This window comes from Tardiphaga sp. P9-11, from assembly GCF_008329525.1.
GTDB lineage: Bacteria > Pseudomonadota > Alphaproteobacteria > Rhizobiales > Xanthobacteraceae > Tardiphaga.
This window is the reverse complement of the sequence record NZ_NPKQ01000013.1, coordinates 45,062-68,966: the sequence shown is the minus strand read 5'-3', so window position 1 is coordinate 68,966 and position 23,905 is coordinate 45,062. Positions and strand designations below refer to the sequence as shown.

Below are 23,905 nucleotides of genomic sequence, written 5' to 3'. Positions count from 1 at the left end.
GCGATCAAGCCACGACGACGGTCAACGCATCGTCATTGGCCGCAAGGATATTGTCGGAAAGCGGCTCGGGCCATTGTACTATCAGGCGGCCGAACAAATCGTTGAGCTCGTCTCGTTCGATGGCGTCGTAAAAACAGGGCGTCGTGGCGCGCGCGATGAAGCTGTGCAGCAGGTGCGCGGCCTCGTAGTCATAGACGATGTCGCCGGGAACGTTTCCTGGCTTGCGCAGCAGGAAGGTTCGCAGGCTTGTCAGGCGTGCCTGCCCGTCGTCAGTTGCGGCAAAGGAGAGCACGGCTGCTTGATGCGCAATGCGTGGGCCGTCCTGCATCCGGTCATACATCGGCAGCGCATTGGCGCTGATGACATCGCCGAGATCGCGGAAATCGTTTGAGACGTCTTCGGAATGCAGAGTATTGCGGATCGCCATGACACCGACGGGATCGAAGCCGCGTGCTTGCAGAAGCTCGCCCAGTGTCACGACGCAGCGCTTCTCAGTCCGAAAGCCTGGGCATTGGTGTTCAACACGCGCGACACTGCGCCGACCAGTTGCGCGGCAGCCTTGTCCTTGCTGAGGCCGGCCGTATCGACAATGGCGGATGCACGGGAATAGAGCGGTTCGCGGCTCAGCAGGATCGTGCGCAATTCCTGCATGGCGGAGCGGTCGTCCGCCATCGGGCGCAAGTCACCCTGGCGACGGACGCGCGCCATATGTTCTTCGGGCTTGGCCTTGAGCCAGATTGTATAGAACGACGACAATACGCGATCGAAGGTGACGGGTTCCGAGACGATGCCGCCGCCGGTCGCAAGGACGATGGGCTCCTTGCGTCCCAGCAGGCCGTTCAGCGCGGCCTGTTCCATGCGGCGAAAGCCCTCCTGTCCATAGAGCGCGATGATCTCGGCGACCGATAATCCGTTGTGCTGCTCGATCTCCTTGTTGAGTTCGACGAAGCTCCAGCCGATCTTGTCCGCCAGCAATTTCCCAAGCGTCGATTTTCCGGCGCCGCGCAGCCCGATCAGCGCGATGCCGTTGAATGACATATAATTCTGGAGCGGACCGTGCCCGCGTCCGGCGAGAACGTCCTTCGCCTGGGCGATCTGGTTCGGTGTCGCGTTGCGAACGAGGTCGCGAATGACCGGCCACTCCGTCGTCGGTTCGTCCGCCGGAATCAGATCTTCGAGATGGGCACCCATGGCGCCGGACACCCGGCGCAATAGCACGATAGACACGTTGCCCTTGCCGCTTTCCAGTTGCGCGATGTAGCGCTCCGAAATCCCAGACACTTTCGCCAGCACCTTCCGCGACATGCCGCGCAAGCCGCGCATGGTGCGGACACGCTGGCCGAGCTGTTCAAGAAAGGCGGTTTCGGGATCGGCCTGGTCGGTCATGGGGCGTGCGTGCTCGTCGAGGATTTCAGGAAAGATAATTCCGGACGCGATTGACAGCAACCGGAGTTGGTGACTTTATATGAATTATAATTCAAAAAGACGATAGGGAGAGCACCGTGAACAACGGTTGTGGAATCGCCCAGGGTGCAAACGCATCATGAGTGGGCCGTCCAATTCTTACAATGCGGTGACCTGGCTTCTCGACCGCAACATCGATGAGGGCCGCGGCAGCAAGCTCGCCTTCACCGATACCGTGACCGAACTGACCTATGGCGACCTGCAGACAAAAAGCTGCCAACTGGCCAATCTGCTGAAGCGGCTCGGCGTCCGGCGCGAAGAACGCGTCGCGATGATCATGCTCGACACCGTCGACTTTCCGGTGGTGTTCCTTGGCGCGATCCGGGCCGGCATCGTTCCGGTGCCGCTAAACACGCTGCTGACCTCGGAGCAATACGCCTATGTGCTGGCCGATTGCCGGGCGCGCGTGTTGTTCATTTCCGCGGCGCTTGTGCCGGCAGTCGACGACATGCTTGGCCGTTTGCCGGATCTTGAGCATGTGATTGTGGTCGGTGGCGCTGGCAATGGTCACAAGAGTCTGGCCGATGAAGTCAGGGACGAGAGCACAAGCTTCACCACGGTCGCCACCCATGCGGACGAGCCTGCCTTCTGGTTATATTCATCCGGATCGACTGGCATGCCGAAAGGCGTTCGCCATCTGCACGCCAGTCTGGAAGCAACGGCGACCACCTATGGCAAGCAGGTTCTCGGCATCCGCGAGGATGATGTCGGACTGTCTGCGGCCAAATTGTTCTTCGCCTACGGCCTCGGCAACGCCATGACATTTCCCATGTCGGTTGGCGCCACGACTGTGCTCAATCCGGAGCGACCCACGCCGGCCATCATATTCGGTCTGATGCGCCGATACCAGCCGAGTATCTTTTTCGGGGTGCCGACATTGTTCGCGGCGATGCTGAACGATGAGGGTTTCAAAACGGAAGCTCGCCTCCCGCGCCTGCGCATTTGCACCTCGGCCGGCGAGGCGCTTCCGGAGCCGGTGGGGAACGGCTGGAAGGGCCGCTTCGGCGTCGACATTCTCGATGGCGTCGGCTCAACCGAGCTGCTGCATATCTTTCTGTCGAATGCTCCCGGCGATATCAAATACGGCACGTCCGGCCGGCCGGTGCCAGGCTATCGTGTACGGCTCGTCGATGATGCGGGCCTCGATATCGCTGATGGAGAGATCGGCGAGTTGCTCGTTGATGCGCCTTCCGCCGGTGAGGGATACTGGAATCAGCGCAGCAAGAGTCGACGCACCTTTGAAGGTCATTGGACGCGCACCGGCGACAAATATGTGCGCGACGCCGACGGGCGCTATACGTTCTGCGGACGTGCCGATGATATGTTCAAGGTGTCCGGCATCTGGGTCTCCCCGTTCGAGGTGGAGAGCGCGCTGATCGCCCATCCCGCCATATCCGAAGCGGCGGTCGTGCCGGAGGCCGACGCCGAGGGGCTGTTGAAGCCGAAGGCCTTCGTGGTGCTGAAACCGAATGCCGTGCTTGAGGGCCTGCGCGAATCCTTGAAGGATCACGTCAAGCAACGGATCGGTCCGTGGAAATATCCACGCTGGATCGAGGTCGTTGATTCCCTTCCGAAAACTGCCACCGGAAAAATCCAGCGTTTCAAACTGCGCGATGGAACGGCAGCCTGAAACCGAGAGATGGATGACAAGATGAGTGCATTGAAATCTGCGGGACGGCTGACCATCGGTGCGTCCGAACTCGAATACCGCATGATCGGCCCGCAACCGGATGTGGCGCCGACCATTGTGCTGCTGCATGAAGGATTGGGCTCGGTCGCGCTGTGGGGCGATTTCCCGGACAAGCTTCAGGCCGCGACCGGGGCCGGCGTCTTCGTCTATTCGCGCGCCGGCTACGGCTCATCGACGCCGGTCGCGCTGCCGCGGCCGCTGGACTACATGCATGTCGAAGCACTTGAGGTGCTGCCGCAGTTGCTCGACTCCATCGGCTTTCGCCGCGGCTTGCTGGTCGGTCACTCCGACGGCGGATCCATCGCGGCGATCTATGCCGGCGGCATTCAGGACCATCGCATCCGCGGTGTCTCGATGATCGCGCCACATTTCGTCGTTGAGGATATTTCCGTCACGTCGATCGCCGATATCAAGACGGCCTACGAACAGGGTGACCTGAAAGCCAAACTGGCGCGCTGGCATGATGACGTCGACAACGCGTTTTATGGCTGGAACGGCGCCTGGCTCGATCCGCAGTTTCGCGACTGGGATATTTCCGACTATCTCGCTTATGTGCGCGTGCCCGTGCAGATTTTGCAGGGCGCGGACGATCACTACGGCACCATGAAGCAGATCGAGATCGCGGAGACGGAATGCTATTGCCCGGTGGACGTGGCCATCATTCCGGGCGCTGCGCATTCGCCCCATCGCGAAGCCCCCGAGGTCACTCTGGATGCCGCGGCGGAGTTCGCCAATCGCCTGCTGCATTTTCACGGCGAGGGCGAATTGCGCGCTGCGTAAGCGGGCATGATCGTGACTGTCACTCCTTATCTCGCCCTGCCGCGCTGGCCCTATCGGCTCGGCCAGCAGACGAAGGCTGATCACGACACGCTGGCGCTGGCCAAGGCGTTGGTCCCGATGCGCTATGCAGGGTTCGTCCCGGCGGATGATCCGGCGTTGCGCTACGGGCTCGCGCTCAACGATGCAGGCTTCTTCTGGGAGGCTCACGAAATTCTCGAGGCCGTGTGGAAGGTCGCTCCGCAAAGAGGGCGCGACCGGATTCTGCTGCGTGCCTGTATTCAGGTTGCCAATGCCAATCTGAAACTCAGTCTGCAGCGGCCGCGTGCGGCATATCGATTGCTGCAGGAAGCACTATCCGAGCTCGATGAGCTCGCTATACGCCCGCCGGCGGATGTTGCCGGAAGCTTTTCCGAGCACTTTCCCGTCGTGGTGCTGGCGTCTGCGATCGCCCATCAACTGGCTCTCGAAGAGACCGAACGGGTTTTGATCCAGATCAGCGAAGTATGAAAGAAAATGCAGGATTTTGGAGAATTTACCTAGACGTCATCGATATCATGAATTATTGTGCATGTAACCAAGGCGCACATGCGCATAAATCAAGATTGTCAAAGGGTGGAGCATGGCCGCAGAGCAACGCGTTCTCTCGAACGGCGCCAAATTTATCGACTTCCAAACCGATCCGTCGCGCTACCGCCACTGGAAGCTCAGTGTCGATAACGACGTGGCCACACTCACCATGGATGTCGATGAGAATGGCGGTCTGTTCGAGGGCTATCAGCTAAAGCTCAACTCCTACGATCTCGGCGTGGATATTGAACTTGCCGACGCTGTGCAGCGACTTCGCTTCGAATATCCCGAGGTCAAGGTCGTGCTGCTACGCTCCGGCAAGAACCGCGTATTCTGCGCTGGCGCCAATATCCGCATGCTCGCTGGCGCCACCCATGCCCACAAGGTCAATTTCTGCAAATTCACCAACGAGACCCGCAATGGTCTTGAGGACTCCAGCGAGAACTCCGGCCAGCGCTTCATTTCGGTAATCAACGGTACCGCTGCGGGCGGTGGCTATGAACTGGCGCTGGCAACCGACCACATCATCATGGCGGACGATGGCTCGGCGGCGGTGGCGCTGCCGGAAGTCCCGTTGCTGGCGGTGCTGCCCGGCACCGGCGGTCTGACGCGCGTGGTCGACAAGCGCAAGGTGCGCCGCGATCACGCCGATTACTTCTGCACCATCGAGGAAGGCATCAAAGGCAAGCGCGCAGTGGCATGGCGGTTGATCGATGACATCGTTGCCAACAGCAAGCTGGAAGCGAAAGTCGCCGAACGCGCCAAGGAGTTTCTGGCGACGTCAAAGCGCAATGGCACGGGCGAGGGCCTTAAGCTGCCACCGCTGAACCGCAGCTTCGATGACAGCGGTATTCGTTACGGCATGGTCAATGTCGATATCAATCGCGCAGAACGAATTGCGACCATCTCGATCAAGGCGCCTGACGCTGCGGCGCCATCGGATATCGACGGGATGATGGCGCAGGGTGCCGCTTTCTGGCCGCTGCAGGTGGCACGCGAGCTGGACGACGCCATTCTGCATCTGCGAATCAATGAACTCGAGACAGCTATGCTGGTGTTCAAGTCGCATGGTGACGGCGCCAATGTACTGGCTCATGACGTCTTCCTCGAAGCGCACAAGGCGCATTGGCTGGTCAATGAGATCCGGCAATACTGGAAGCGGGTGCTGAAGCGCATCGATGTGACGTCGCGCACGCTGGTGACGCTGGTTGAGCCGGGTTCGTGCTTTGTCGGTACGCTGGCCGAACTCGTTTTCGCTGCGGACCGCTCCTACATGCTGGTCGGCCAGAAGCAGGGTGACAACCGCGCGCCGCCGGCCATCGTATTGAGCGCGATGAATTTCGGGCCTTACCCGATGAGCCACGGGCTGACGCGGCTGCAGTCGCGCTTCCAGGCAGATCCGGAGGATGTCACCCGCGCGAAAGCGCGGATAGGCGAGCCGCTCGATGCGGAAGCCGCCGAGCAGCTCGGGCTCGTCACCTTCGCGCTCGATGACATCGACTGGGATGACGAGGTGCGTGTGTTCTTCGAAGAGCGCTGCAGCTTCTCACCAGACAGCCTCACGGGCATGGAAGCCAATCTGCGCTTTGTCGGGCCGGAGACGATGGAATCGAAAATCTTTTCGCGGCTGACGGCCTGGCAGAACTGGATCTTCCAGCGGCCCAATGCGGTCGGCGAGAACGGCGCGCTTGGACGTTACGGCACCGGCCAGAAGGCGCAGTTCGACATGACGCGCGTGTAGCCTCCGCAACTGGAACAGCGCGGCCATGTGTCACTCTTTGGATAAATGCAAGTCGGTGGCTTGCCCAATTCGAACGATCAGAAATACAGCGGGAGATTCCAGTCATGAACATCATGAATGTCGACTACAGCACCAAGATTCCGAACAACGTGAATCTGGCCGAGGATCGCCAGGTGCTCAAGGCGCTGGAGGGATGGCATCCCGGCTATCTCGATTGGTGGAACGACATGGGGCCTGAAGGCTTTCAGGAATCCCTCGTCTATTTGCGCACCGCCATATCCGTCGATCCCAAAGGCTGGGCCAAGTTCGACTACGTGAAGATGCCTGAATATCGCTGGGGCGTGTTGCTGGCGCCACAGGACACCGAGCGCAAGGTGAATTTCGGACGACACATGGGCGAGCCAGCCTGGCAGGAGGTCCCCGGCGAATATCGTGCGATGCTTCGCCGCCTCGTCGTGATCCAGGGCGACACTGAGCCGGCCTCGGTCGAACAGCAGCGCCATCTCGGTCAGACCGCGCCGTCGCTCTATGATTTGCGCAACCTGTTTCAGGTCAATGTGGAGGAGGGGCGCCATCTCTGGGCGATGGTCTATCTGCTGCAGAAATATTTCGGCCGCGACGGCCGCGAGGAGGCCGACGATCTTCTCCGTCGCCGCTCGGGCGATGCCGATGCGCCGCGCATGCTCGGTGCATTCAATGAGGCCACGCCGGATTGGTTGTCCTTCTTCATGTTCACTTTCTTCACCGATCGTGACGGCAAGATGCAGTTGGAGAGTCTGGCGCAATCCGGCTTCGATCCGCTGTCGCGGACTTGCCGCTTCATGCTGACAGAGGAAGCGCATCATATGTTCGTCGGCGAGACCGGCGTCGGCCGCGTGTTGCAGCGAACCTGCGAAGCGATGAAGGCGGCGGGGATCGAAGACCCGAGCGCCATCGAGAAAATCCGCGCGCTCGGCGTGATCGATCTGCCGACCATGCAGAAGAAGATGAACCTGCATTACTCGCTATCGCTCGATCTGTTCGGCTCCGAAGTATCCACCAATGCCGCGAATTTCTACAATTCCGGCCTGAAGGGACGCTTCCAGGAGACCAAGATCGAGGATGATCACCAGCTCACCAACGACATCTATCAGGTCCTGAAATTCGTCGATGGCGAAATCAAGTTGGTCGACGAGCCGGCGCTCACCGCCCTTAACATGCGCTTGCGCGACGATTACACGGTGGATTGCGCCAAGGGCGTCGAGCGCTGGAATAAAATTATCGAGAAGGCCGGCGTCAATTTCCGCTTCGATCTGCCTCACACCGCGTTCCATCGCCAGATCGGCGAATTCCGCGATGTGAACGCCTCGCCGAAGGGTATCATCATGAGTGATGCTGCCTGGGCGAAAGCCAGGAACGACTATCTACCGTCCAATGAGGACGGTGATTTCATCGCGTCGCTGATGACGGCGGTCAGCGAGCCGGGCAAGTTCGCCAACTGGATATCGGCGCCGAAGGTCGGCATCGACAACAAGCCCGGCGATTTCGAATACGTGAAGATTGCGGCCTGAAACGAGCATACGCGGCGGAAGGATTTCCAGCTTCCTTCCGCCGCTGTCAGTCCTCGATGGTACGCGCGGGATTTGCCATGAACGCCCTTTTCAAACAGCACCTGATCGATCCGGAAATTTGCATCAGGTGTAACACCTGCGAGGAGAGCTGCCCGGTCGATGCGGTGACGCATGACGACAACAACTATGTCGTCAACGCAGAGATCTGCAATTACTGCATGGATTGCATCTCGCCGTGTCCGACCGGCGCGATCGACAACTGGCGTGTCGTCGCGGCGCCGTATTCGCTCGATGAGCAGTTCTCCTGGAGTGACCTGCCGGCGCAGGAGGAGATCGCGGACAATAGTGCCGGCGCGGGCGCCATCGAGGCACTCGAGGATGAGATCGGTGCGTTGCTTGAAGAAGCGCGCAAGGGACTGGGCGGCAAGCCCGTCGCGCCGCTGTCATCAAGCAAGGCGTCGGTCAACCTTTACAACCGCGGCAAGCCCGCACTGGCCACGGTGACCGGCAATTTCCGGCTCACCCACGCGACCGCCGACTCCGACGTGCGCCATATCATCCTGGATTTCGGCGAGCAGCCGTTTCCCATCCTCGAAGGCCAGAGCATCGGCATCGTCGTGCCGGGCCTGGGCGCGGACGGAAAGCCACATCAGGTGCGGCTCTATTCCATCGCGAGCTCGCGGGACGGCGAGAAGCCGAACACCAACAATCTTGCGCTGACCGTGAAACGTGAGCCCGGCGGACTGTGTTCGAATTACCTGTGCGATCTGCCGCGTGGCGCCAGGGTCGAAGTCACTGGGCCGTTCGGTGCCACCTTCCTGCTGCCGAACGATCCTTCGGCGAATGTTCTCATGGTCTGTACTGGCACGGGCTCTGCGCCATTCCGCGGCTTCACGGAGCGTCGTCGGCGTGCGATGCCCGGCGCGCCCGGGCGCCTGTTACTATTTTTCGGCGCGCGCTGCCCCGAGGAGCTTCCTTATTTCGGCCCGCTGCAGAAAGTCCCGGATGCGTTGCTGGGCAAACATTTCTGCTATTCGCGCGTCTCCGGCGAGCCACGGATCTATGTGCAGGATCGTATCCGCAGCGAAGCTGCTGCGATCACGTCGCTGCTGCGCGACGCGCAGACCCACGTCTATATCTGCGGGTTGAAAGGCATGGAAAGCGGCGTTGAAGAGGCCTTCGCCGATATTTGCCGCGCCGCGTCGATGGATTGGTCGGATCTGAAAGCGGCGATGCGCGGCGGTGGAAGATATCACGTCGAGACTTACTGATCGATGTTGCATCCGATCCGAGCCGGCAACGACCAGTTAGATTGAACAGCCCGAATAAGAACAAAGACGGGTACGTTATGGGGGAGAGAAGCGATGGCTCTGGACCGCGACAATGCGGCTGGCTCAGGCAGTTTATTTTTTCTGACGCCGTCGGTTCACGCTGAACAGCGATCCGATGGGACGATCCTTCTTCGATCCGATACAGCACTGCGCCCTTATACGCGTTGTGTCGGGGACTGGCTCGAACATTGGGCGCAACAGGCACCGGAGCGGATCTTTCTGGCGGACCGGTCCAGCCCGGATTCGCCCTGGGTGACGCTGAGCTATGCCGAGACGCTTCGGCGGGTGCGCGGCGCGGGTAGCTGGATGCTTTCGCAGGAGATGAGCGCGCAACGGCCGCTCACCGTGCTATCGGACAACGGCATCGAGCATGCGGTTTTGGCCCTGGCAGCGATGCATGTCGGTGTGCCCGTCGCGGCGATTTCCCCGGCATATTCGCTAATGTCGAAGGACTTCGAAAAGCTACGCGGCGCGATTCAACTTCTCGATCCCGGTGCCATCTATGTCTCGAACTTGCACCAGTTCGGCCCGGCACTTGCTGCGATTGCCCCGTTTCACACCGCTGCCGTCATTGGCGGTGATGCGACCGCCGGAGAGGAGTGGTCATATGCTGACGTGGTTACGACGCCGGTAAGCGCAGCCATCTATCGTGCCTTTGCGGCGATCGATGCCGATACGATCGCCAAATTTCTGTTCACGTCGGGATCGACCGGCGCGCCGAAGGCGGTCATCAATACCCAGCGCATGCTGACCTCGAGCCAGCAGGCCAAGGCACAGACCTGGCCGTTTCTCGAAGCTCCGCAGAACGAGCTTGTCCTTCTCGACTGGCTGCCCTGGAGCCATACCTTCGGCGGAAATCACAATTTCAACATGGTGCTTCGCAACGGCGGAACGCTGTACATCGACAGCGGCAAGCCCGCACCCGGACTGTTCGCGACGTCGATCGCCAATCTGCGCAGCGTCATGCCGACGGTCTATTTCAACGTGCCGCGCGGCTTCGACATGCTTATTGCAGCCCTGCGGAAAGACGATGAGTTGCGAGAGCGCTTCTTCAACGAAGTAAAATTCGTCTTCTATGCCGGCGCGGCTCTGCCACAGAGCACATGGTCGGCGCTGGAGACACTTTCCATCGAGACGATCGGGCGTTCGTTGCCGATGGTCTCCGCCTGGGGATCGACGGAAACATCGCCGCTCGCGACCGATTGTCATTTTCAGGAGCCGAGATCTGGCAACATCGGCGTGCCGATTCCCGGCACGGAGCTAAAGCTCGTGCCATCGGACGGCAAGTTCGAGGTGCGGGTGCGTGGGCCCAATGTAACGCCAGGCTACTGGAAGGCGCCGGACCTTACCGCGAAAGCTTTTGATGCGGACGGCTTTTATCTGATCGGCGATGCCGTTGCATTTGCAGATCCGGCTCGTCCCGAGCGGGGTTTACTGTTCGACGGGCGCATCGCCGAGGATTTCAAGCTGACATCGGGCACATGGGTCAACGTCGGAGCGCTGCGCGTTGCAGGAATCTCCGCATTGGCACCCTTGGTTCAGGATATTGTCGTGGCCGGGCATGGCGGCGAGGATGTACGCTTCCTGCTTATTCCCAATCTGGCTGCTTGCCGTGCTGTGTCCGGCCTGCCGGAGTCAGCGAGCATCGATGCCGCGCTCGGTTGCGAAAATGTGCGTTCGTCCATAGGGGAAGGGCTCGCTAAACTGAAGGCGGCTGGCGGAGGGTCTTCCACCTACGCCACTTGTGCGCTTTTGCTGGCAGAACCGTTATCTGTCGATGGCGGCGAGATTACTGACAAGGGCTACGTCAATCAGCGCGCCGTTCTTGCGCGTCGCGCAGCCGACGTGGAAGATCTGAACAGAGGTTTCTCAAGCCGCTTGATAGTCTGCGCGGGCATCGAGCAATACGCCCGTCATGCCTAGCCGGGATGTCCAGAACTAGAACGACGCATTGGGACAATAAAATATCGCGTTGGTGGTGAAGGCATCAGGTCGAGCGACCCAAGACTCTGCCGATGCGATCAACTGTCACATGCTGTGTCATGTCGTCGTCACACCCTAGCGCGAGCGCCGTGGTCAGATATGGCGCTCTTCCCCAGAGCACATGGACCGGCGCGAGGGCATTCGCGCGCTCCACGAGGTCGCCTTCCCCTCCAGGAGGCGACCTCGTTTGTTTCTGATGAACGGCTCATGCGGAGTGTTCGCGGAACGTGTCCGATCCGGATGCGTGTTAAGTCGCACTGAATTCTACTTCTGGTGCAGACCGAACTCCCGCATTCTTCTCAGACAGTGAGATTTCACGCGGCACGCACGGCGACTCCGGCGCTGCACGTCGTTGCATCATTCTGGTCTGTCAGGACCGAGCGAAGAAACGTTGATGCGACGGAACGGAAAATTTGAAATCCTATTCCGCCGATCGCTCGAACTATGAAGTTTCTTCTCAGGCAAACTGAGTATGATGACTGCGATCCGCAATCGGATTGCGCGGCACCGATGCTATCGTTCCGTCAAGCACATCGACTGGACAGAGCGAGCAATAGTAATGCGGACGATTGGTTTGATTGGTGGAATGAGCTGGGAAAGTACTGCTGTTTACTATCGCCGGCTGAACGAGCAGGTCCGCGCCGAACTCGGTGGGCTCCACTCCGCGGATATCCTGATGCGCTCGATCAATTTCGACGCGATTGTCAGCTTGCAGAAACAAGGGCGTTGGGACGAGGCCTGCCAGGTTCTCGCTGACATCGCCCGCGATCTGGAAGGGGGCGGTGCTGGTTGCATTCTGATCTGCACGAATACAATGCACAAGCTTGCCGACGAAGTGCAGCAAGCAGTGTCGATCCCGCTTCTTCACATTGCCGACGTTACCGGCGCCGCCGTGAAGGCTGCAGGGCTGCAGCGGCCGCTACTTCTGGCAACGCGCTACACGATGGAACAGGATTTCTATGTGACGCGATTGCGCCAGGGGTTCGGGCTAGATCCCGTTATTCCCGCTGAGGCCGATCGTACATTCATTCACGACATCATCTTCGATGAACTATGCCAAGGCGTTGTTCGCGAGGATTCGCGTCGTCTCTATCTCGATGCAATTGCACGAGGAAGAGAGCGTGGCGCTGACGGCGTAATTCTCGGTTGTACCGAAATCTGTCTGCTGATCGGCCCCGAGCACATCGATCTTCCCGTCTTTGATTCAACAATTCTTCACGCGGACGCAGCGCTCGCCTTTTCGATGGCGAAGGAAGAACCGCGACCACGTGCTGCATGACATCGGCGTGATTGATCTTTGGATTGGCATCGATCTTGCTGATCTCCCTAACCTGGAAGGCAATGAGGTTTTCGTATGAGTGATATGCGTGCTGTTCAACGGAAGATCTCGCCTGTTCTCGATCACGTCGTCATCAACGTGATGGGCCAGCTTGATGAGGCTGCTGCACAATATGTTCGCCTCGGCTTCCAGTTGACGGAGCGGGGCCACCATACGCTCGGCTCCAGCAACAACCTTGCGATCTTCGGCACGAACTATCTCGAATTGCTTGGCTATCTGCCGGGGCGTGAAACGATGCGCGCAGATCTCTGGGCACATCCGCCGGGATTGAGCGGTCTGGTTTTCAAGTCGGTCGATGCCGATCTGGTCTATGCGACGTTGAAGGACAATGCCGTTCCCGTGATGGAGCCAATGAGCTTTGCGCGGCCGGTCGAATTACCGGGCGGCACCCAAGATGCGCATTTCAAGGTCATCCGCGTGGCGGGCGACGAAGTGCAGAACGGACGTACGTTCTTCTGTCATCACGATACGCCGGAACTGGTGTGGCGTCCGGAATGGCAGGCGCATGCCAATGGTGCGACTGAAATCGTCGAATTTGTCATCGCCTCGCAGCAGCCGGCGCGAACTGCAGCGCTGTATGAGCGCATGTTTGGTGCGCCGCTGCTAATGCCGACCGCGGGTGGATTTTCGTTCAACGCCGGTGCTGCGACGATCTTCGTGCTCGATCCTGCGGTCGTGGCCGACCGCTATGCCGGCGCGGCGCTGGTCAGCGAGGACAGCACTGACCGCATGGTCGCGCTGGTGTTCAAGGTTGCGTCGCTCGACAGGCCACGCGCCGTGTTCGATGCGGTCGGTGTCTCGTTCAAGCCCTATGCTGGCGGCATCATCGTATCGCATACAGACGCTGCCAATGTCGCTCTGGGGTTCACGGCGTGATGGTACCGCTCCCCAATGATTTTACCCGGAGCTTTGCGCTCGATTATGACGGCGCGCGCGTGAAATTTCGCAACGCTGCGAATGACGTCGGAGCTGCGTTGAGCACCTATGCCCATCCGGCGCTCAAGGGTCCGAATGGCCAGGATCTGTGCATCGACGTGGCGCGGCTCGGTGATCCGCGCGCAGCTTCGCAACTGGTGATCCTCAGCGGTACTCACGGCCTCGAAGGCCTCAGCGGTTCGGCGGCGCAGATCGGCTGGATGCAGAGCAATTTTGCACGCGCCCTTCCGCGCGGCGTGTCGGTTCTCTTCGTTCACGCGATCAACCCCTACGGCTTTGCCTGGGGGACGCGAACTACAGAGAACAATGTCGATCTCAATCGCAACTTCATCGATTTCGCCGCTCCCCGTCCGGGCAATCCGGGCTATGCAAAGCTATATCCGCATCTGCTTCCCGAGGACTGGACGCCAGCAGCCTTGCAGATTTACGCCGACGCCGTGGAATCCTTCAAGGAGGCGCATGGTGACGACGGTCTGTTCGATACGCTGGCGCGCGGGCAGTACGACTTCCCGGATGGCTCCAATTATGGCGGCGCCGGGCGGGAGTGGTCCAATCTGACTCTGGAGACAGTGGTTACCGATCATCTCGGTGCGGCCGAGCGCGTCGGCTTCATTGATTGGCATACAGGCATCGGTGATTTCGGCGAGTCCTTCTTTCTGTGCTTCAACCCTGAAGGTGACGCACTTCATGCGGAAGCCGTGCGCTGGTGGGGGCGTGACCGCATCGTCGGCCAGAAGCCGAACAATTTTACGCGGCCCAATTATCAGGGACTCGTATTTCACGGCATGACCAGGTTCCTCGGCGTGCGACCGATGGTCGGCGCTGTGATCGAATTCGGCACGCGTGGCACCAAGGTTCGTCGCGCCCTGCAGCTCGATCTCTGGCTGAAGTTCAAGGCCGAGACAGACAGCGAGCGCGTTCGCATGCTGCGCGCAGACCTGCACGATTGCTTCGTTCCGGTGTCATCGCACTGGCGTGAGGAGACCACAGAGCAAGCCATTTCCATCACTCAACAGGCGGTGGAGGGGCTAGCAAGCTGGTCCCTCTCCGTCGCAGCCTGAACCAACGGAGCGAGATAGATCATGCGAGCAGTTGTCCTTCACGAACACGGCGATAACGATAAGCTGCAATTCATGGCGGATTATCCGACGCCGAAGGCCGGCGAGGGCGACGTCGTCATCCGCGTGCGGGCTTCGTCGATCAACTATCACGACGTTTTCACCCGCCGCGGTATGCCCGGCATCAAGGTGCCGCTGCCTGTCATTATTGGCCTCGACGTGGTCGGTGAGATCACCGAACTTGGCGCGGGCGTCACCGGTTGGAACATCGGTGATCGCGTGCTGATCGATCCGGTCAACCGTGTCGAAGGTGGCCTGATGGGCGAGACCCAGGATGGCGGCCTCGCCGAATTCTGCCGCGCCAAGGCGCATCAGCTCGTCAAGATTCCAGAAGCCGTGAGCTTCGAGCAAGCAGCGGCGCTCCCGGTCGCCTATGGCACCGCGATCCGCATGATGAATTCGATCGGCAAGATTCAGGCCGGTGAAAAAGTGTTGATCCTCGGCGCGAGCGGCGGCGTCGGTGTGTGCTGCGTGCAGCTTGCCAAGCTGGCGGGTGCTTATGTGATCGCCTGTGCCGGCAGCGAGGAGAAGGGCAAGCGCCTGACCGAACTCGGCGCGGATGAAATCATCCTCTACACCCAGTCCGACTTCATGAAGACGATCTATGAGCGCCACGGCAAGCCGCATCGCCGGCGCTTTGTCGAAGGTGGTGGTGTCGATGTAGTCGTCAACTTCACCGGCGGCGATACCTGGGTGAAATCGCTGCGCTGCCTGAAGCTTGGTGGTCGCATCCTGACCTGTGGCGCGACCGCCGGCTACTCACCCACGGAAGATATTCGCTTCATCTGGACCTTCGAACTGGAGATCAAGGGCTCCAACGGCTGGGAACGTGACGATATCACCAAGCTGTTCGATCTCGTCGCGGCCAAGAAGCTGCAGGTGCTGATCGACAAGACCTATCCGCTGGAAGAAGCGAAGGAAGCTGTACGCGTCATTGAGGACCGTGCGGTATTCGGCAAAGTCGTGGTGACGCCGTGAGCAAGCCCGACGTCAAGATCCTGACGGCCCCCGAGATTCAGCAGATGCTGGATGTGTCGCCGTTCAACCTGTTCCTCGGCCTTGAGGTGATCAAGGCCGATCCGGAGACGCAGGAAGTGACGATGCGCTCGCCGATGCGGCCGGAATTCGAGCGCAGGCCTGGCTCCAAGCAGTGGCATGGCGGCGTCATCGCCTCGGTCATCGATACCGTCGGCGATTTCGCCGTCGGCATGATGGTCGGGCGCGGTCTGCCGACGGTGAATTTTCGCGTCGATTACCTGAAGCCGGCTGTCGATACCGCACTGGTCGCGGTGTCGCGCGTACGTCGCGCCGGCAAGAGCGTCGGCGTCGCCGACGTCGATGTTTTCGACGAGAAAGGGACGTTGCTGGCGATCGGGCGCGGCACCTATTCGACACTCTAGGTCAAAGAGAAAGCGGGGACGGACCCGCGCGACGGGCCCGGTTCCTGTTTCCAACAAAGGAAGAACAATGAGCGGTTTTACCAGGCGTGATTTTCTGATGACCACAGCGGGTGCCGTTTTGGCCTCTGGTTTCGCCGGTTCTTCGAGCGCCGTGGCGAGCGCGCCGAAACGCGGTGGTACGCTGGTTGGCACCTGGGGCGGTTTCGAGCCTCAGTCGTTGTTCGTGCCTGCAGGCGGCGGATCGAGTCCTTACTTCACCTCCACCAAGGTGTTCGAGCGCCTGCTTCGACTGACGGTGGATCTCAAATTCGAACCCGTCCTTGCCCTCGATATCAAGCCGGCCGAAGACTTTCGCAGCTATACGATCAAGCTTCGTCCGAACGTCACTTGGCATGACGGCAAGCCGCTGACTGCTGACGATCTCGTCTTCAACGCGATGGAGTATTGGAAGCCGATTTCGGCAGGCGTCACGCTTGACGCGCTTGAGGGAGCGGAGGCTGTCGATCCGCTGACGGTCGTGCTCAAGTTCAAGGTGCCGGTGCCGGAATTCTTCCTCAAGTCGGTGCTGGCCGGCAAAGCAGGCCTCGTGATCCCGAAGCATATCTATGCCGGAAGCAATATCATCACCAATCCGGTCAACAACACGCCAATCGGTACTGGTCCGTTCAAGGTCAAGGAGTGGGTGCGCGGCAGCCACGTCGAATTCGTCCGGCACGACGCGTATTGGAATGCGGGCATGCCGTATGTCGACAAGCTGGTGATCCGCTGGTGGCGCGATCCGGCGTCGCGTTCGGCCGCGTTTGAGGCAGGCCAGCTCGATATCGGAACCTTCAATCCGATTCCGGCGCCTGACATCGCGCGCTTGATCGGTACCAAGAAATTCATCGCCGAGACCAAGGGCTATTCCAACTCGGCGTGGATCACTAGCGTCGAGTTCAATCAGCGTCGCGAGATCTTCAAGAAGCGCGAGGTGCGTCAGGCCTTGATGCATGCGATCGACCGCAGCTTCATCTCCGACACGATCTTCTTCGGTCGCGCGCATCCGTCGATCGGCGCGATCCCGTCATCGAACTCCATCTTCTTCACCAAGGACGTTCAGGACTACCCGTTCGACGTCAAGAAGGCGGCGAAGCTGCTCGACGCCGCCGGCTATCCGGTAAAATCCGGCTCTCGCTTCAAGATGAGCCTCGTCTCGGCAGGTTGGTTCGAAGAGAACGTCAAGATCGGCCAGTATCTGAAACAGGCCTTTGAGGACGTGGATATCACTGTCGAACTGGCGATTCCTGATCGTGCGACCTCGCTGAAGCGCATCTATAGCGATTATGAGTATGACGTCGCTGTCTCCAACAATTCCGGAAGCATCGAGCTGATCCCGCAGACGACCCAATATTACACCACCGACGGCATCGTGAAGGGCGCCGCTTTCCGCAACGCGACCGGATATTCGAACCCGAAGATGGATGAGATCGTCGGCAAGATGGCCGTCGAAACCGACGAGAAGAAGCGCGTGTCCCTGGTGCACGAGTTTGACAAGCTCGCAGCCATCGATGCGCCGATCCTGCCCATGGTCGATCTCGAACCCGTGACGATCGCTCGTTCTGATGTTCGCGATCATTCGCTGACGGCGGATTTCATGGGCGAAAGCTGGGCCGAGGTCTGGCTGGATCGCTGAGAGCGGAGGTAAACGTGCGTCGCATCATCATCCGCAGGCTCGCGCAAATTATTCCGCTGATCTTCGCGGTCATTGTGATGAATTTTGTTCTGATCCATCTGGCGCCGGGGAGCCTGTTCGACGTCATGACGTCTGAGCAGCAGATCACTGACCCGAAGATGCTGGATCAGCTGCGTCATACCTACGGCGTCGATCAACCGGTGTCGGTGCAGCTTGCCAAATATATCTGGTCGGTGATGCGGCTCGATCTTGGCTATTCGTACCGGCAGAACGCTCCGGTGTTCGATGTGATTGTGCAGCAGCTGCCGGCGACACTGATCCTGATGCTGGCAGCAATCGGGATCGCGTTGCTTGTCGGCGTCACGGCCGGTGTGTTGGCATCGATCAAGGTCAACACGATCTGGGACAACCTGATCTCGCTCGGAGCAGTATTCTTCTTCGCCGCGCCAAGCTTCTGGCTCGGCATCATGATGACGGTGATGTTTGCGGTGAAGCTCGGCTGGTTTCCAGTCGGCGGCATGCGCACCATTGGTGTGGACGAGACCGCCGTCGGTGCCGTGCTGAACGTCATGCATCATCTCGTCCTCCCTGCAACGGCACTAGGGTTGTTCTACGCAGCGACCTTCGCGCGCGTGATGCGGGCCTCAATGTTGGAGGTCGCCCGGCTTGATTTCGTGCGGACGGCGCGTGCCAAAGGCCTGTCTGGCGGTCGCGTGGTCATGGCGCATGTGATGCGCAACGCGATGTTGCCGATCGTCACGCTGCTTGGATTGCAGCTCGGCACCATGCTCGGCGGCAGCGTCGTCATCGAGGCCGTCTTTAGTTGGCCCGGCATCGGTAGCCTGCTGTTCGACAGTGTGATGAGTCGCAACTTCCCGATGGTGCTTGGTGTGCTCGTCCTCGGCTCGCTGCTGGTCGCCGTCTGCAACGCAACGGTTGACCTGCTTTATCTGCGGCTCGATCCCCGCATCAAGGCGAGGTAATCCATGATCGCTCTCTTCATCGATTTCGCCCGGCGTTTCGCCCGCAACCGCGCGGCGTTGGTGGGGCTGTTCCTGGTGCTTGTTGTGATCGGTGTCGCCATCGCAGCGCCATGGTGGTTCCCGCGCAATCCGCTGCGCATCGTCGGGCGTCCGGAGATCTGGCCTTTCGTGTCGCCGCGCTATCCGCTTGGGACTGACTCGCTCGGGCGTGATATCGCGGCGATGACGGCTTATGGCGCGCGCACCACCCTGCTGATCGGCCTCTGCGCCAGTCTCACCGCCACCATCATCGGCATCACCGTTGGCGCCACGGCTGCCTATGTCGGCGGCTGGGTCGACGAGCTGTTGATGCGCATGACCGAATTGTTCCAGACCATCCCGAACCTGATCTTCGTGCTGACCATCGTGTCGATCCTCGGGCAAAAGATCGAATATGTCACCATCGCCGTGGGTGTCGTGACCTGGACGCCGATCGCACGGCTGACGCGTGCCGAATTCATGTCGCTGCGCGATCGCGAATTCGTGCAGGCCTGCAGGGCCATGGGGATGGGTAGTCTGCGGATCATGTTCGGCGAGATACTGCCGAATGCATTGCCGCCGGTGATCGTACTGTCATCACTGGTCGTTGCCGGAGCCGTCCTGTTCGAGTCCGCTGTGGCATTCCTCGGGCTCGGCGATCCCAATGTCACCAGTTGGGGGCAGCTGATTGGGGACGGCCGGACACTCATTCGCTCGTCCTGGTACATCTGCGCGGTGCCGGGTCTTGCGATCATGCTCACTGTGCTGGCGCTCAACCTTGTGGGCGATGGCCTCAACGATGCACTTAACCCCAAGCTGCGGGATCGCTGAGATGATCATGGGCAGCAAAGCCGGTCCAACGCCAATCCTCTCGATCGAAGACCTGCAGGTATCGTTGTTCACCCGCCGCGGTGTATTGCCTGCGGTCGATGGACTGTCGTTGACAGTCTCGGCCGGCGAGACCCTGGCCATCGTCGGTGAATCCGGCTGTGGCAAGTCGTTGACGGCGCTGGCGATCATGCGGTTGTTGCCGAACCCGCCCGCAAAGATCGTCGGTGGCGCCGTCCGCTTCATGGGGCGTGATCTCGCTGCCCTGTCCGAGCGCGAAATGCAGCGAGTGCGCGGCAAAGACATCTCGATGATTTTCCAGGATCCGATGACATCGCTGAACCCTGTGGTCGCGGTTGGGGATCAGCTGATCGAGGCAATCAGGCGCCACAATGACGTGTCGCGTCACGAGGCGAGAGACCGCGCGGTCGAGTTGCTGCGCCGGGTGCGTATCCCGGATGCGGAACGCCGCCTCAACGATTATCCGCACCAGATGTCCGGTGGCATGAGCCAGCGCGTCATGATCGCCATGGCGATTGCTTGTGGGCCGAAGCTCCTGATCGCCGACGAACCGACCACGGCGCTCGACGTCACCATCCAGGCGCAGATCATCGAACTCATGAAGGAGCTGCAGTCCTCCTCCGATATGGGACTTATCATTATCACCCATGATCTTGGCGTGGTTGCTGAAGTCGCCGACCGGGTGGCCGTGATGTATGCCGGCCGCAAGGTCGAGGAAGCGCCGGTGGAGGCATTGTTCGAGCGGCCGCTGCATCGCTACACGCGGGGGCTGCTGGGGGCGACGCCATCGGCACAGCGCCGACGTGGCAGCCGTCTCGTCGAAATTACGGGCAACGTGCCGGCGCTGTCTGATTTGCCGCAGGGTTGTGCCTTCCAGAACCGTTGTCCCGATGTATTCGATCGCTGCCGTGCCGAGCGACCGCAGCTGGCGCCGTTACTGCCGCACCGTTCCGCCGCCTGTTTTGCTGCCGAGAAGGAGTTATCGCGCGATGCCGCTGCTATCGGTGCTTAGTCTCTGCGTCCAATACCAGAGCGCACAGGGCGTCGTGCGTGCGGTCGACGATGTGAGTTTCGACCTGGAGCCCGGCGAGACCGTGGGTCTGGTCGGTGAATCCGGCTGCGGCAAGTCCACCCTGGGCAAGGCAATCATGCGTCTGGTGCCGACGTCCGATGGACGCGTCTTCCTCGATGGGGATGATGTCACGCGGATGCAGGCCGGCGCGTTGAAGGCCTCGCGAAAATCGATGCAGATGATCTTCCAGGATCCCTATGGGTCTCTCAATCCACGCCACGATGTCGGCACCATCGTCGGTCAACCGCTTAGCGTGGCCGGCTGGACGCGCCGCGATATCAAGGATCGTGTCATTGAGTTATTGGGGCAGGTGGGTCTGCCCGCCGATGCGATGCGGCGCTATCCGCATGAGTTCTCCGGCGGCCAGCGCCAGCGACTCGGCATTGCGCGTGCACTTGCGCTCAAGCCCAAGGTAATCATCTGCGACGAGCCGGTATCCGCGCTGGATGTTTCGGTGCGCGCGCAGGTCATCAATCTGCTTGAGGACCTGCAGCAGGCAACGGGCGTGTCGTATCTGTTCATCTCGCACGATCTGTCGGTCGTCGAGCATATTTCGGACCGGCTGATCGTGATGTATCTCGGTCGGATCGTCGAAACAGGCCGCAGCGAGGACGTCTGGGATAGACCGGCGCATCCTTATACGGAGGCCTTGCTCGCCGCCGCGCCGATCGCCGATCCGCGCATTGCACGGAGCCACGCTCGCAGTGTGCTGCAGGGCGAACTGCCAAGCCCGCTCAATCCGCCGCCAGGCTGCAGCTTCAGTACGCGCTGCCCCTACGCTCAGGCGCTTTGCCGCGAGGAGCGACCGATGCTGCGCGATGTCTCCGATGGCCGCAAGGTGGCCTGTCACTACGATCTACTTGAACAACCCGCGGCGCTGCCGCGGGTTGCGCGAGTAGCCAATTGAGTTCTCAGAAGTGGAGCATTGCCAATGCGGTGGAATAATCTCGGTGACCTGATCGATCGCAGCGGTAACCTTGATCGGGAGGCGGTCATCGATCTGATCGATCCCGCGCATCCCAGGCGCTACACGCACCGTCAGATCGACGAGATGGCAAACGGGGTCGCCCAGTATCTTGTCGATAACGGTTACAAGCGCGGCACGCATATCGCGATCCTGTCGTTTAACCGCGCCGAATACATCATGTGCTATTTCGGCATCATGCGCGCCGGCTGCATCGCTGTTCCGGTCAATATCAAGGCTGCGCGCGACACGGTCGATTTTGTGATGGACGACGCGAAGATCGCGCTGGCATTCGTCGACAATGCCAATCGGCCGATGGTGCGCGACGGCATTCCCATCATCAATTTCGACGACAGCGGCTCAAGTGGCTTTACTGCGACCATCAAGCCCGCAGCGTTCACCGCCGTCGAGACGACGCAGGAAGAGGTCGGGCAAATGCTCTACACCTCCGGCTCCACCGGCCGGCCCAAAGGCGTACCGCTATCGCATTACGGACAACTCTGGGCGATCTCGACACGGACCAGCGGTGCGCTCAATCAGGATGATCGCTACATCATCGCGCAGCCGCTGTTTCACATGAATGGCCTGTTCGCCATCAAGACGATTTTCGCCCAGAACGCGTCTGTGGTGGTGCTGCCATCGTTCGAGACCCGCAGTTATATTGAGGCCATTGCCAAGTACAAGGTGACGGCGGCCACGGCCGTTCCCACCATGTGGGCCCGTGTCGTCAAGGAAACGGAACTGCTGGCGAGGAATGATATCACCTCGGTTCGTCGCCTGATGCTTGGATCGGCGCCGATGACCATGGGTCTGTGGGACAGGATCAAGCAGGCACTGCCTAACGTCGTAATGACGATGGGCTACGGTACTACGGAGGCAGGGCCGGCTGTGTTCGGTCCGCATCCCGACAAGATTCCGACGCCGCCCTTGGGGTTGGGGTATCCGATCCGTCTGGAAGACGTCCGGCTCGTCAATGGTACCGAGAATGAAGGCGTGCTGTTGATGCGCAATCCCGCGGTATTGGATCATTATCACAATCTGCCGCAACAGACCGCCAAGGTGTTGACCGACGGCTGGTATTACAGTGGCGATGTGATGCGCCGCGATGCCAACGGCTTCTATTTCTTCGTAGGCCGTGCCGACGACATGTTCGTCTGCTCCGGCGAGAACATCTATCCAGGCGAAGTCGAGAAGCTTCTGGAACGTCACCCGCAGGTCCAGCAGGCCGCGGTGGTGCCGTTGCCCGACGAAGAGCGCAGCCAGGTGCCGGTCGCCTTTATCGTCACGCGCGAGCAGCCCACGCCGAGCTTCGACGACATTCGTCAGTTCGCCATTGCAAATGGTCCGGCGTATCAGCACCCCCGGCGGGTCGAATTCGTCCATGAACTGCCTTGGGCGGGCACCAACAAGATCGATCGCAAGGCGCTGATCGATCGGGCGCGTAGCCTGGAAGCCAGTCACGGCTGGTCCGCATGAGCGGACTCGGGGGAAAAATCGCACTGGTCACCGGCGCAAGCCGGGGGATCGGGCGGGCGATCGCGCTACGCTTGGCGAAGGACGGCGCAACCGTCGCGATCCATTACAATGCCTCGGTCGATGCGGCGCATGCGACTGTGGCGGCCATCGCCGCCGCTGGGGGTAATGCCTTTGCCACCAAGGCCGATCTTTCGGAACGCCGTGGCGCAACTTCGCTGGCCGCTGATCTAGGTGCCGAACTGACCAAGCGTTATGGCAGCCCTGCATTCGATATTCTGGTCAACAACGCGGGCGTAGGAAAACGCGCGACCATCGAGGACATTTCTGAGGACGACTTCGACCTTCTGCTGCAGACCAATCTGAAATCGCCATTCTTTCTCATCAAGGCGTTGATGCCGCATCTTCGCAATGGCGGCCGTATCATCAACATCTCGTCGATGGGGACGCGTTCTGCCTATCCGACAATGGCCGCCTATGCGCCGGCCAAAGCGGGCCTGGAAGCGTTGAGTCGCTTGTTGGCCGTTCATCTCGGTGGTCGACAGATCACGGTGAATTCCGTGATGCCCGGTGCAACCGCGACCGATATGAACATCGTCGCGCGCGATCCGGTGGCCAGCCGCGCCGTGGCTGAGACAATCGCGCTTGGTCGGGTCGGGCAGCCCGACGATATCGCCAGGATCGTCGCCTTTCTCGCGTCGGACGAGGCGGGTTGGGTTACTGGCCAGCAGATCGACGCCAGCGGTGGGCAGCGACTTTAGCGAGCCGCAAGTTCATTCAACGAGCCGATATAACGATACGTGCTGGCGAATTCCTCTTGGCGCTGCGTTAGCGGAGGCGTCGCTTTTGACGCCAGCCTGCTGCTCGAATGCGCAGCGGTGACAATTGTTTATGCTCGCGAACTTCCAGATCTCGCAATAGCATTGCGTCACGATGGTAATGAACGGCAGAAATATTCTGCGTGCACCCTTCATC

Annotated in this window: 21 protein-coding genes; 19 read left to right on the top strand and 2 right to left on the bottom strand. The window is 60.2% G+C overall.

Annotated features, from left to right (window positions below):
- Nucleotides 1-4: 4 nt before the first annotated feature.
- Both CIW50_RS26890 and CIW50_RS26885 read right to left on the bottom strand, forming a co-directional pair.
- The gene (locus tag CIW50_RS26890; protein ID WP_246664469.1) at nucleotides 5-427 is read right to left on the bottom strand and encodes a hypothetical protein; all 423 of its coding nucleotides are present in this window, start codon (nucleotides 425-427) and stop codon (nucleotides 5-7) included.
- A gap of 47 nt (nucleotides 428-474) precedes the next feature.
- Complete coding sequence (locus CIW50_RS26885) at nucleotides 475-1,386, bottom strand: helix-turn-helix transcriptional regulator (protein WP_149534221.1); 912 nt, start codon at nucleotides 1,384-1,386, stop codon at nucleotides 475-477.
- 157 nt (nucleotides 1,387-1,543) lie between these two features.
- Between CIW50_RS26885 and CIW50_RS26880 the strand changes: the two genes are divergently transcribed.
- The 19 genes from CIW50_RS26880 to CIW50_RS26790 all read left to right on the top strand — a co-directional run bounded on the left by CIW50_RS26880 (nucleotide 1,544) and on the right by CIW50_RS26790 (nucleotide 23,691).
- Nucleotides 1,544-3,094 (top strand): benzoate-CoA ligase family protein, encoded by a 1,551-nt coding sequence (locus CIW50_RS26880; RefSeq protein ID WP_149534220.1) that lies wholly within the window; start codon nucleotides 1,544-1,546, stop codon nucleotides 3,092-3,094.
- A gap of 21 nt (nucleotides 3,095-3,115) precedes the next feature.
- Nucleotides 3,116-3,934, top strand: coding sequence for an alpha/beta fold hydrolase (locus CIW50_RS26875; protein ID WP_149534219.1), 819 nt, complete (start codon nucleotides 3,116-3,118; stop codon nucleotides 3,932-3,934).
- 12 nt (nucleotides 3,935-3,946) lie between these two features.
- The gene (locus CIW50_RS26870) at nucleotides 3,947-4,441 is read left to right on the top strand and encodes a DUF309 domain-containing protein (protein WP_246664468.1); all 495 of its coding nucleotides are present in this window, start codon (nucleotides 3,947-3,949) and stop codon (nucleotides 4,439-4,441) included.
- A 112-nt stretch (nucleotides 4,442-4,553) separates the two neighbouring features.
- Nucleotides 4,554-6,242, top strand: a complete 1,689-nt coding sequence (boxC, locus tag CIW50_RS26865; protein WP_149534217.1) for a 2,3-epoxybenzoyl-CoA dihydrolase — start codon at nucleotides 4,554-4,556, stop codon at nucleotides 6,240-6,242.
- Nucleotides 6,243-6,346: 104 nt separating this feature from the next.
- A complete protein-coding gene (gene boxB, locus CIW50_RS26860) occupies nucleotides 6,347-7,792 on the top strand; it encodes a benzoyl-CoA 2,3-epoxidase subunit BoxB (protein ID WP_149534216.1) in 1,446 nt (481 codons plus the stop codon).
- Nucleotides 7,793-7,869: 77 nt separating this feature from the next.
- On the top strand, nucleotides 7,870-9,063 hold the full coding sequence (gene boxA / locus CIW50_RS26855) for a benzoyl-CoA 2,3-epoxidase subunit BoxA (protein ID WP_149534215.1): 1,194 nt from the start codon (nucleotides 7,870-7,872) through the stop codon (nucleotides 9,061-9,063).
- 93 nt (nucleotides 9,064-9,156) lie between these two features.
- Nucleotides 9,157-11,046 (top strand): feruloyl-CoA synthase, encoded by a 1,890-nt coding sequence (locus tag CIW50_RS26850; protein ID WP_149534214.1) that lies wholly within the window; start codon nucleotides 9,157-9,159, stop codon nucleotides 11,044-11,046.
- A gap of 619 nt (nucleotides 11,047-11,665) precedes the next feature.
- Complete coding sequence (locus CIW50_RS26845; RefSeq protein ID WP_149534268.1) at nucleotides 11,666-12,385, top strand: aspartate/glutamate racemase family protein; 720 nt, start codon at nucleotides 11,666-11,668, stop codon at nucleotides 12,383-12,385.
- A 75-nt stretch (nucleotides 12,386-12,460) separates the two neighbouring features.
- Nucleotides 12,461-13,321 carry a VOC family protein gene (locus CIW50_RS26840; protein WP_149534213.1) on the top strand — a complete coding sequence of 287 codons (861 nt, stop codon included), beginning with the start codon at nucleotides 12,461-12,463 and terminating at the stop codon, nucleotides 13,319-13,321.
- On the top strand, nucleotides 13,321-14,442 hold the full coding sequence (locus CIW50_RS26835; protein ID WP_149534267.1) for a M14 family metallopeptidase: 1,122 nt from the start codon (nucleotides 13,321-13,323) through the stop codon (nucleotides 14,440-14,442). The genes CIW50_RS26840 and CIW50_RS26835 overlap by 1 nt, the downstream gene beginning before the upstream one ends.
- Before the next feature lie 21 nt (nucleotides 14,443-14,463).
- Nucleotides 14,464-15,477: a quinone oxidoreductase family protein gene (locus tag CIW50_RS26830; protein ID WP_149534212.1), complete on the top strand. Its 1,014-nt coding sequence runs from the start codon at nucleotides 14,464-14,466 to the stop codon at nucleotides 15,475-15,477.
- Nucleotides 15,474-15,899, top strand: a complete 426-nt coding sequence (locus tag CIW50_RS26825) for a PaaI family thioesterase (protein ID WP_149534211.1) — start codon at nucleotides 15,474-15,476, stop codon at nucleotides 15,897-15,899. Before CIW50_RS26830 ends, CIW50_RS26825 begins: the two co-directional genes overlap by 4 nt.
- Nucleotides 15,900-15,996: 97 nt before the next feature.
- Complete coding sequence (locus CIW50_RS26820; protein WP_246664467.1) at nucleotides 15,997-17,571, top strand: ABC transporter substrate-binding protein; 1,575 nt, start codon at nucleotides 15,997-15,999, stop codon at nucleotides 17,569-17,571.
- Between the two features lie 14 nt (nucleotides 17,572-17,585).
- Nucleotides 17,586-18,554, top strand: a complete 969-nt coding sequence (locus tag CIW50_RS26815; RefSeq protein WP_149534209.1) for an ABC transporter permease — start codon at nucleotides 17,586-17,588, stop codon at nucleotides 18,552-18,554.
- A gap of 3 nt (nucleotides 18,555-18,557) precedes the next feature.
- Nucleotides 18,558-19,403 (top strand): ABC transporter permease, encoded by an 846-nt coding sequence (locus CIW50_RS26810; RefSeq protein ID WP_149534208.1) that lies wholly within the window; start codon nucleotides 18,558-18,560, stop codon nucleotides 19,401-19,403.
- 7 nt (nucleotides 19,404-19,410) lie between these two features.
- Entirely contained in the window at nucleotides 19,411-20,433 is a 1,023-nt protein-coding gene (locus CIW50_RS26805) for an ABC transporter ATP-binding protein (RefSeq protein ID WP_502707547.1), read from the top strand.
- The gene (locus CIW50_RS26800; protein ID WP_149534206.1) at nucleotides 20,411-21,400 is read left to right on the top strand and encodes an ABC transporter ATP-binding protein; all 990 of its coding nucleotides are present in this window, start codon (nucleotides 20,411-20,413) and stop codon (nucleotides 21,398-21,400) included. The genes CIW50_RS26805 and CIW50_RS26800 overlap by 23 nt, the downstream gene beginning before the upstream one ends.
- Before the next feature lie 24 nt (nucleotides 21,401-21,424).
- Entirely contained in the window at nucleotides 21,425-22,933 is a 1,509-nt protein-coding gene (locus tag CIW50_RS26795; protein ID WP_149534205.1) for a class I adenylate-forming enzyme family protein, read from the top strand.
- The gene (locus CIW50_RS26790) at nucleotides 22,930-23,691 is read left to right on the top strand and encodes an SDR family NAD(P)-dependent oxidoreductase (protein ID WP_149534204.1); all 762 of its coding nucleotides are present in this window, start codon (nucleotides 22,930-22,932) and stop codon (nucleotides 23,689-23,691) included. Before CIW50_RS26795 ends, CIW50_RS26790 begins: the two co-directional genes overlap by 4 nt.
- The last annotated feature ends 214 nt before the right edge of the window (nucleotides 23,692-23,905 follow it).

What these genes read in the sequence shown, in the direction of transcription:
- CIW50_RS26890 (WP_246664469.1), bottom strand. Translation starts at nt 427, where the DNA reads ATGGCGATCCGCAATACTCTGCATTCCGAAGACGTCTCAAACGATTTC.
- CIW50_RS26885 (WP_149534221.1), bottom strand. Translation starts at nt 1,386, where the DNA reads ATGACCGACCAGGCCGATCCCGAAACCGCCTTTCTTGAACAGCTCGGC.
- CIW50_RS26880 (WP_149534220.1), top strand. Translation starts at nt 1,544, where the DNA reads ATGAGTGGGCCGTCCAATTCTTACAATGCGGTGACCTGGCTTCTCGAC.
- CIW50_RS26875 (WP_149534219.1), top strand. Translation starts at nt 3,116, where the DNA reads ATGAGTGCATTGAAATCTGCGGGACGGCTGACCATCGGTGCGTCCGAA.
- boxC (WP_149534217.1), top strand. Translation starts at nt 4,554, where the DNA reads ATGGCCGCAGAGCAACGCGTTCTCTCGAACGGCGCCAAATTTATCGAC.
- boxB (WP_149534216.1), top strand. Translation starts at nt 6,347, where the DNA reads ATGAACATCATGAATGTCGACTACAGCACCAAGATTCCGAACAACGTG.
- boxA (WP_149534215.1), top strand. Translation starts at nt 7,870, where the DNA reads ATGAACGCCCTTTTCAAACAGCACCTGATCGATCCGGAAATTTGCATC.
- CIW50_RS26850 (WP_149534214.1), top strand. Translation starts at nt 9,157, where the DNA reads ATGGCTCTGGACCGCGACAATGCGGCTGGCTCAGGCAGTTTATTTTTT.
- CIW50_RS26845 (WP_149534268.1), top strand. Translation starts at nt 11,666, where the DNA reads ATGCGGACGATTGGTTTGATTGGTGGAATGAGCTGGGAAAGTACTGCT.
- CIW50_RS26840 (WP_149534213.1), top strand. Translation starts at nt 12,461, where the DNA reads ATGAGTGATATGCGTGCTGTTCAACGGAAGATCTCGCCTGTTCTCGAT.
- CIW50_RS26835 (WP_149534267.1), top strand. Translation starts at nt 13,321, where the DNA reads ATGGTACCGCTCCCCAATGATTTTACCCGGAGCTTTGCGCTCGATTAT.
- CIW50_RS26830 (WP_149534212.1), top strand. Translation starts at nt 14,464, where the DNA reads ATGCGAGCAGTTGTCCTTCACGAACACGGCGATAACGATAAGCTGCAA.
- CIW50_RS26820 (WP_246664467.1), top strand. Translation starts at nt 15,997, where the DNA reads ATGACCACAGCGGGTGCCGTTTTGGCCTCTGGTTTCGCCGGTTCTTCG.
- CIW50_RS26810 (WP_149534208.1), top strand. Translation starts at nt 18,558, where the DNA reads ATGATCGCTCTCTTCATCGATTTCGCCCGGCGTTTCGCCCGCAACCGC.
- CIW50_RS26805 (WP_502707547.1), top strand. Translation starts at nt 19,411, where the DNA reads ATGGGCAGCAAAGCCGGTCCAACGCCAATCCTCTCGATCGAAGACCTG.
- CIW50_RS26800 (WP_149534206.1), top strand. Translation starts at nt 20,411, where the DNA reads ATGCCGCTGCTATCGGTGCTTAGTCTCTGCGTCCAATACCAGAGCGCA.
- CIW50_RS26795 (WP_149534205.1), top strand. Translation starts at nt 21,425, where the DNA reads ATGCGGTGGAATAATCTCGGTGACCTGATCGATCGCAGCGGTAACCTT.
- CIW50_RS26790 (WP_149534204.1), top strand. Translation starts at nt 22,930, where the DNA reads ATGAGCGGACTCGGGGGAAAAATCGCACTGGTCACCGGCGCAAGCCGG.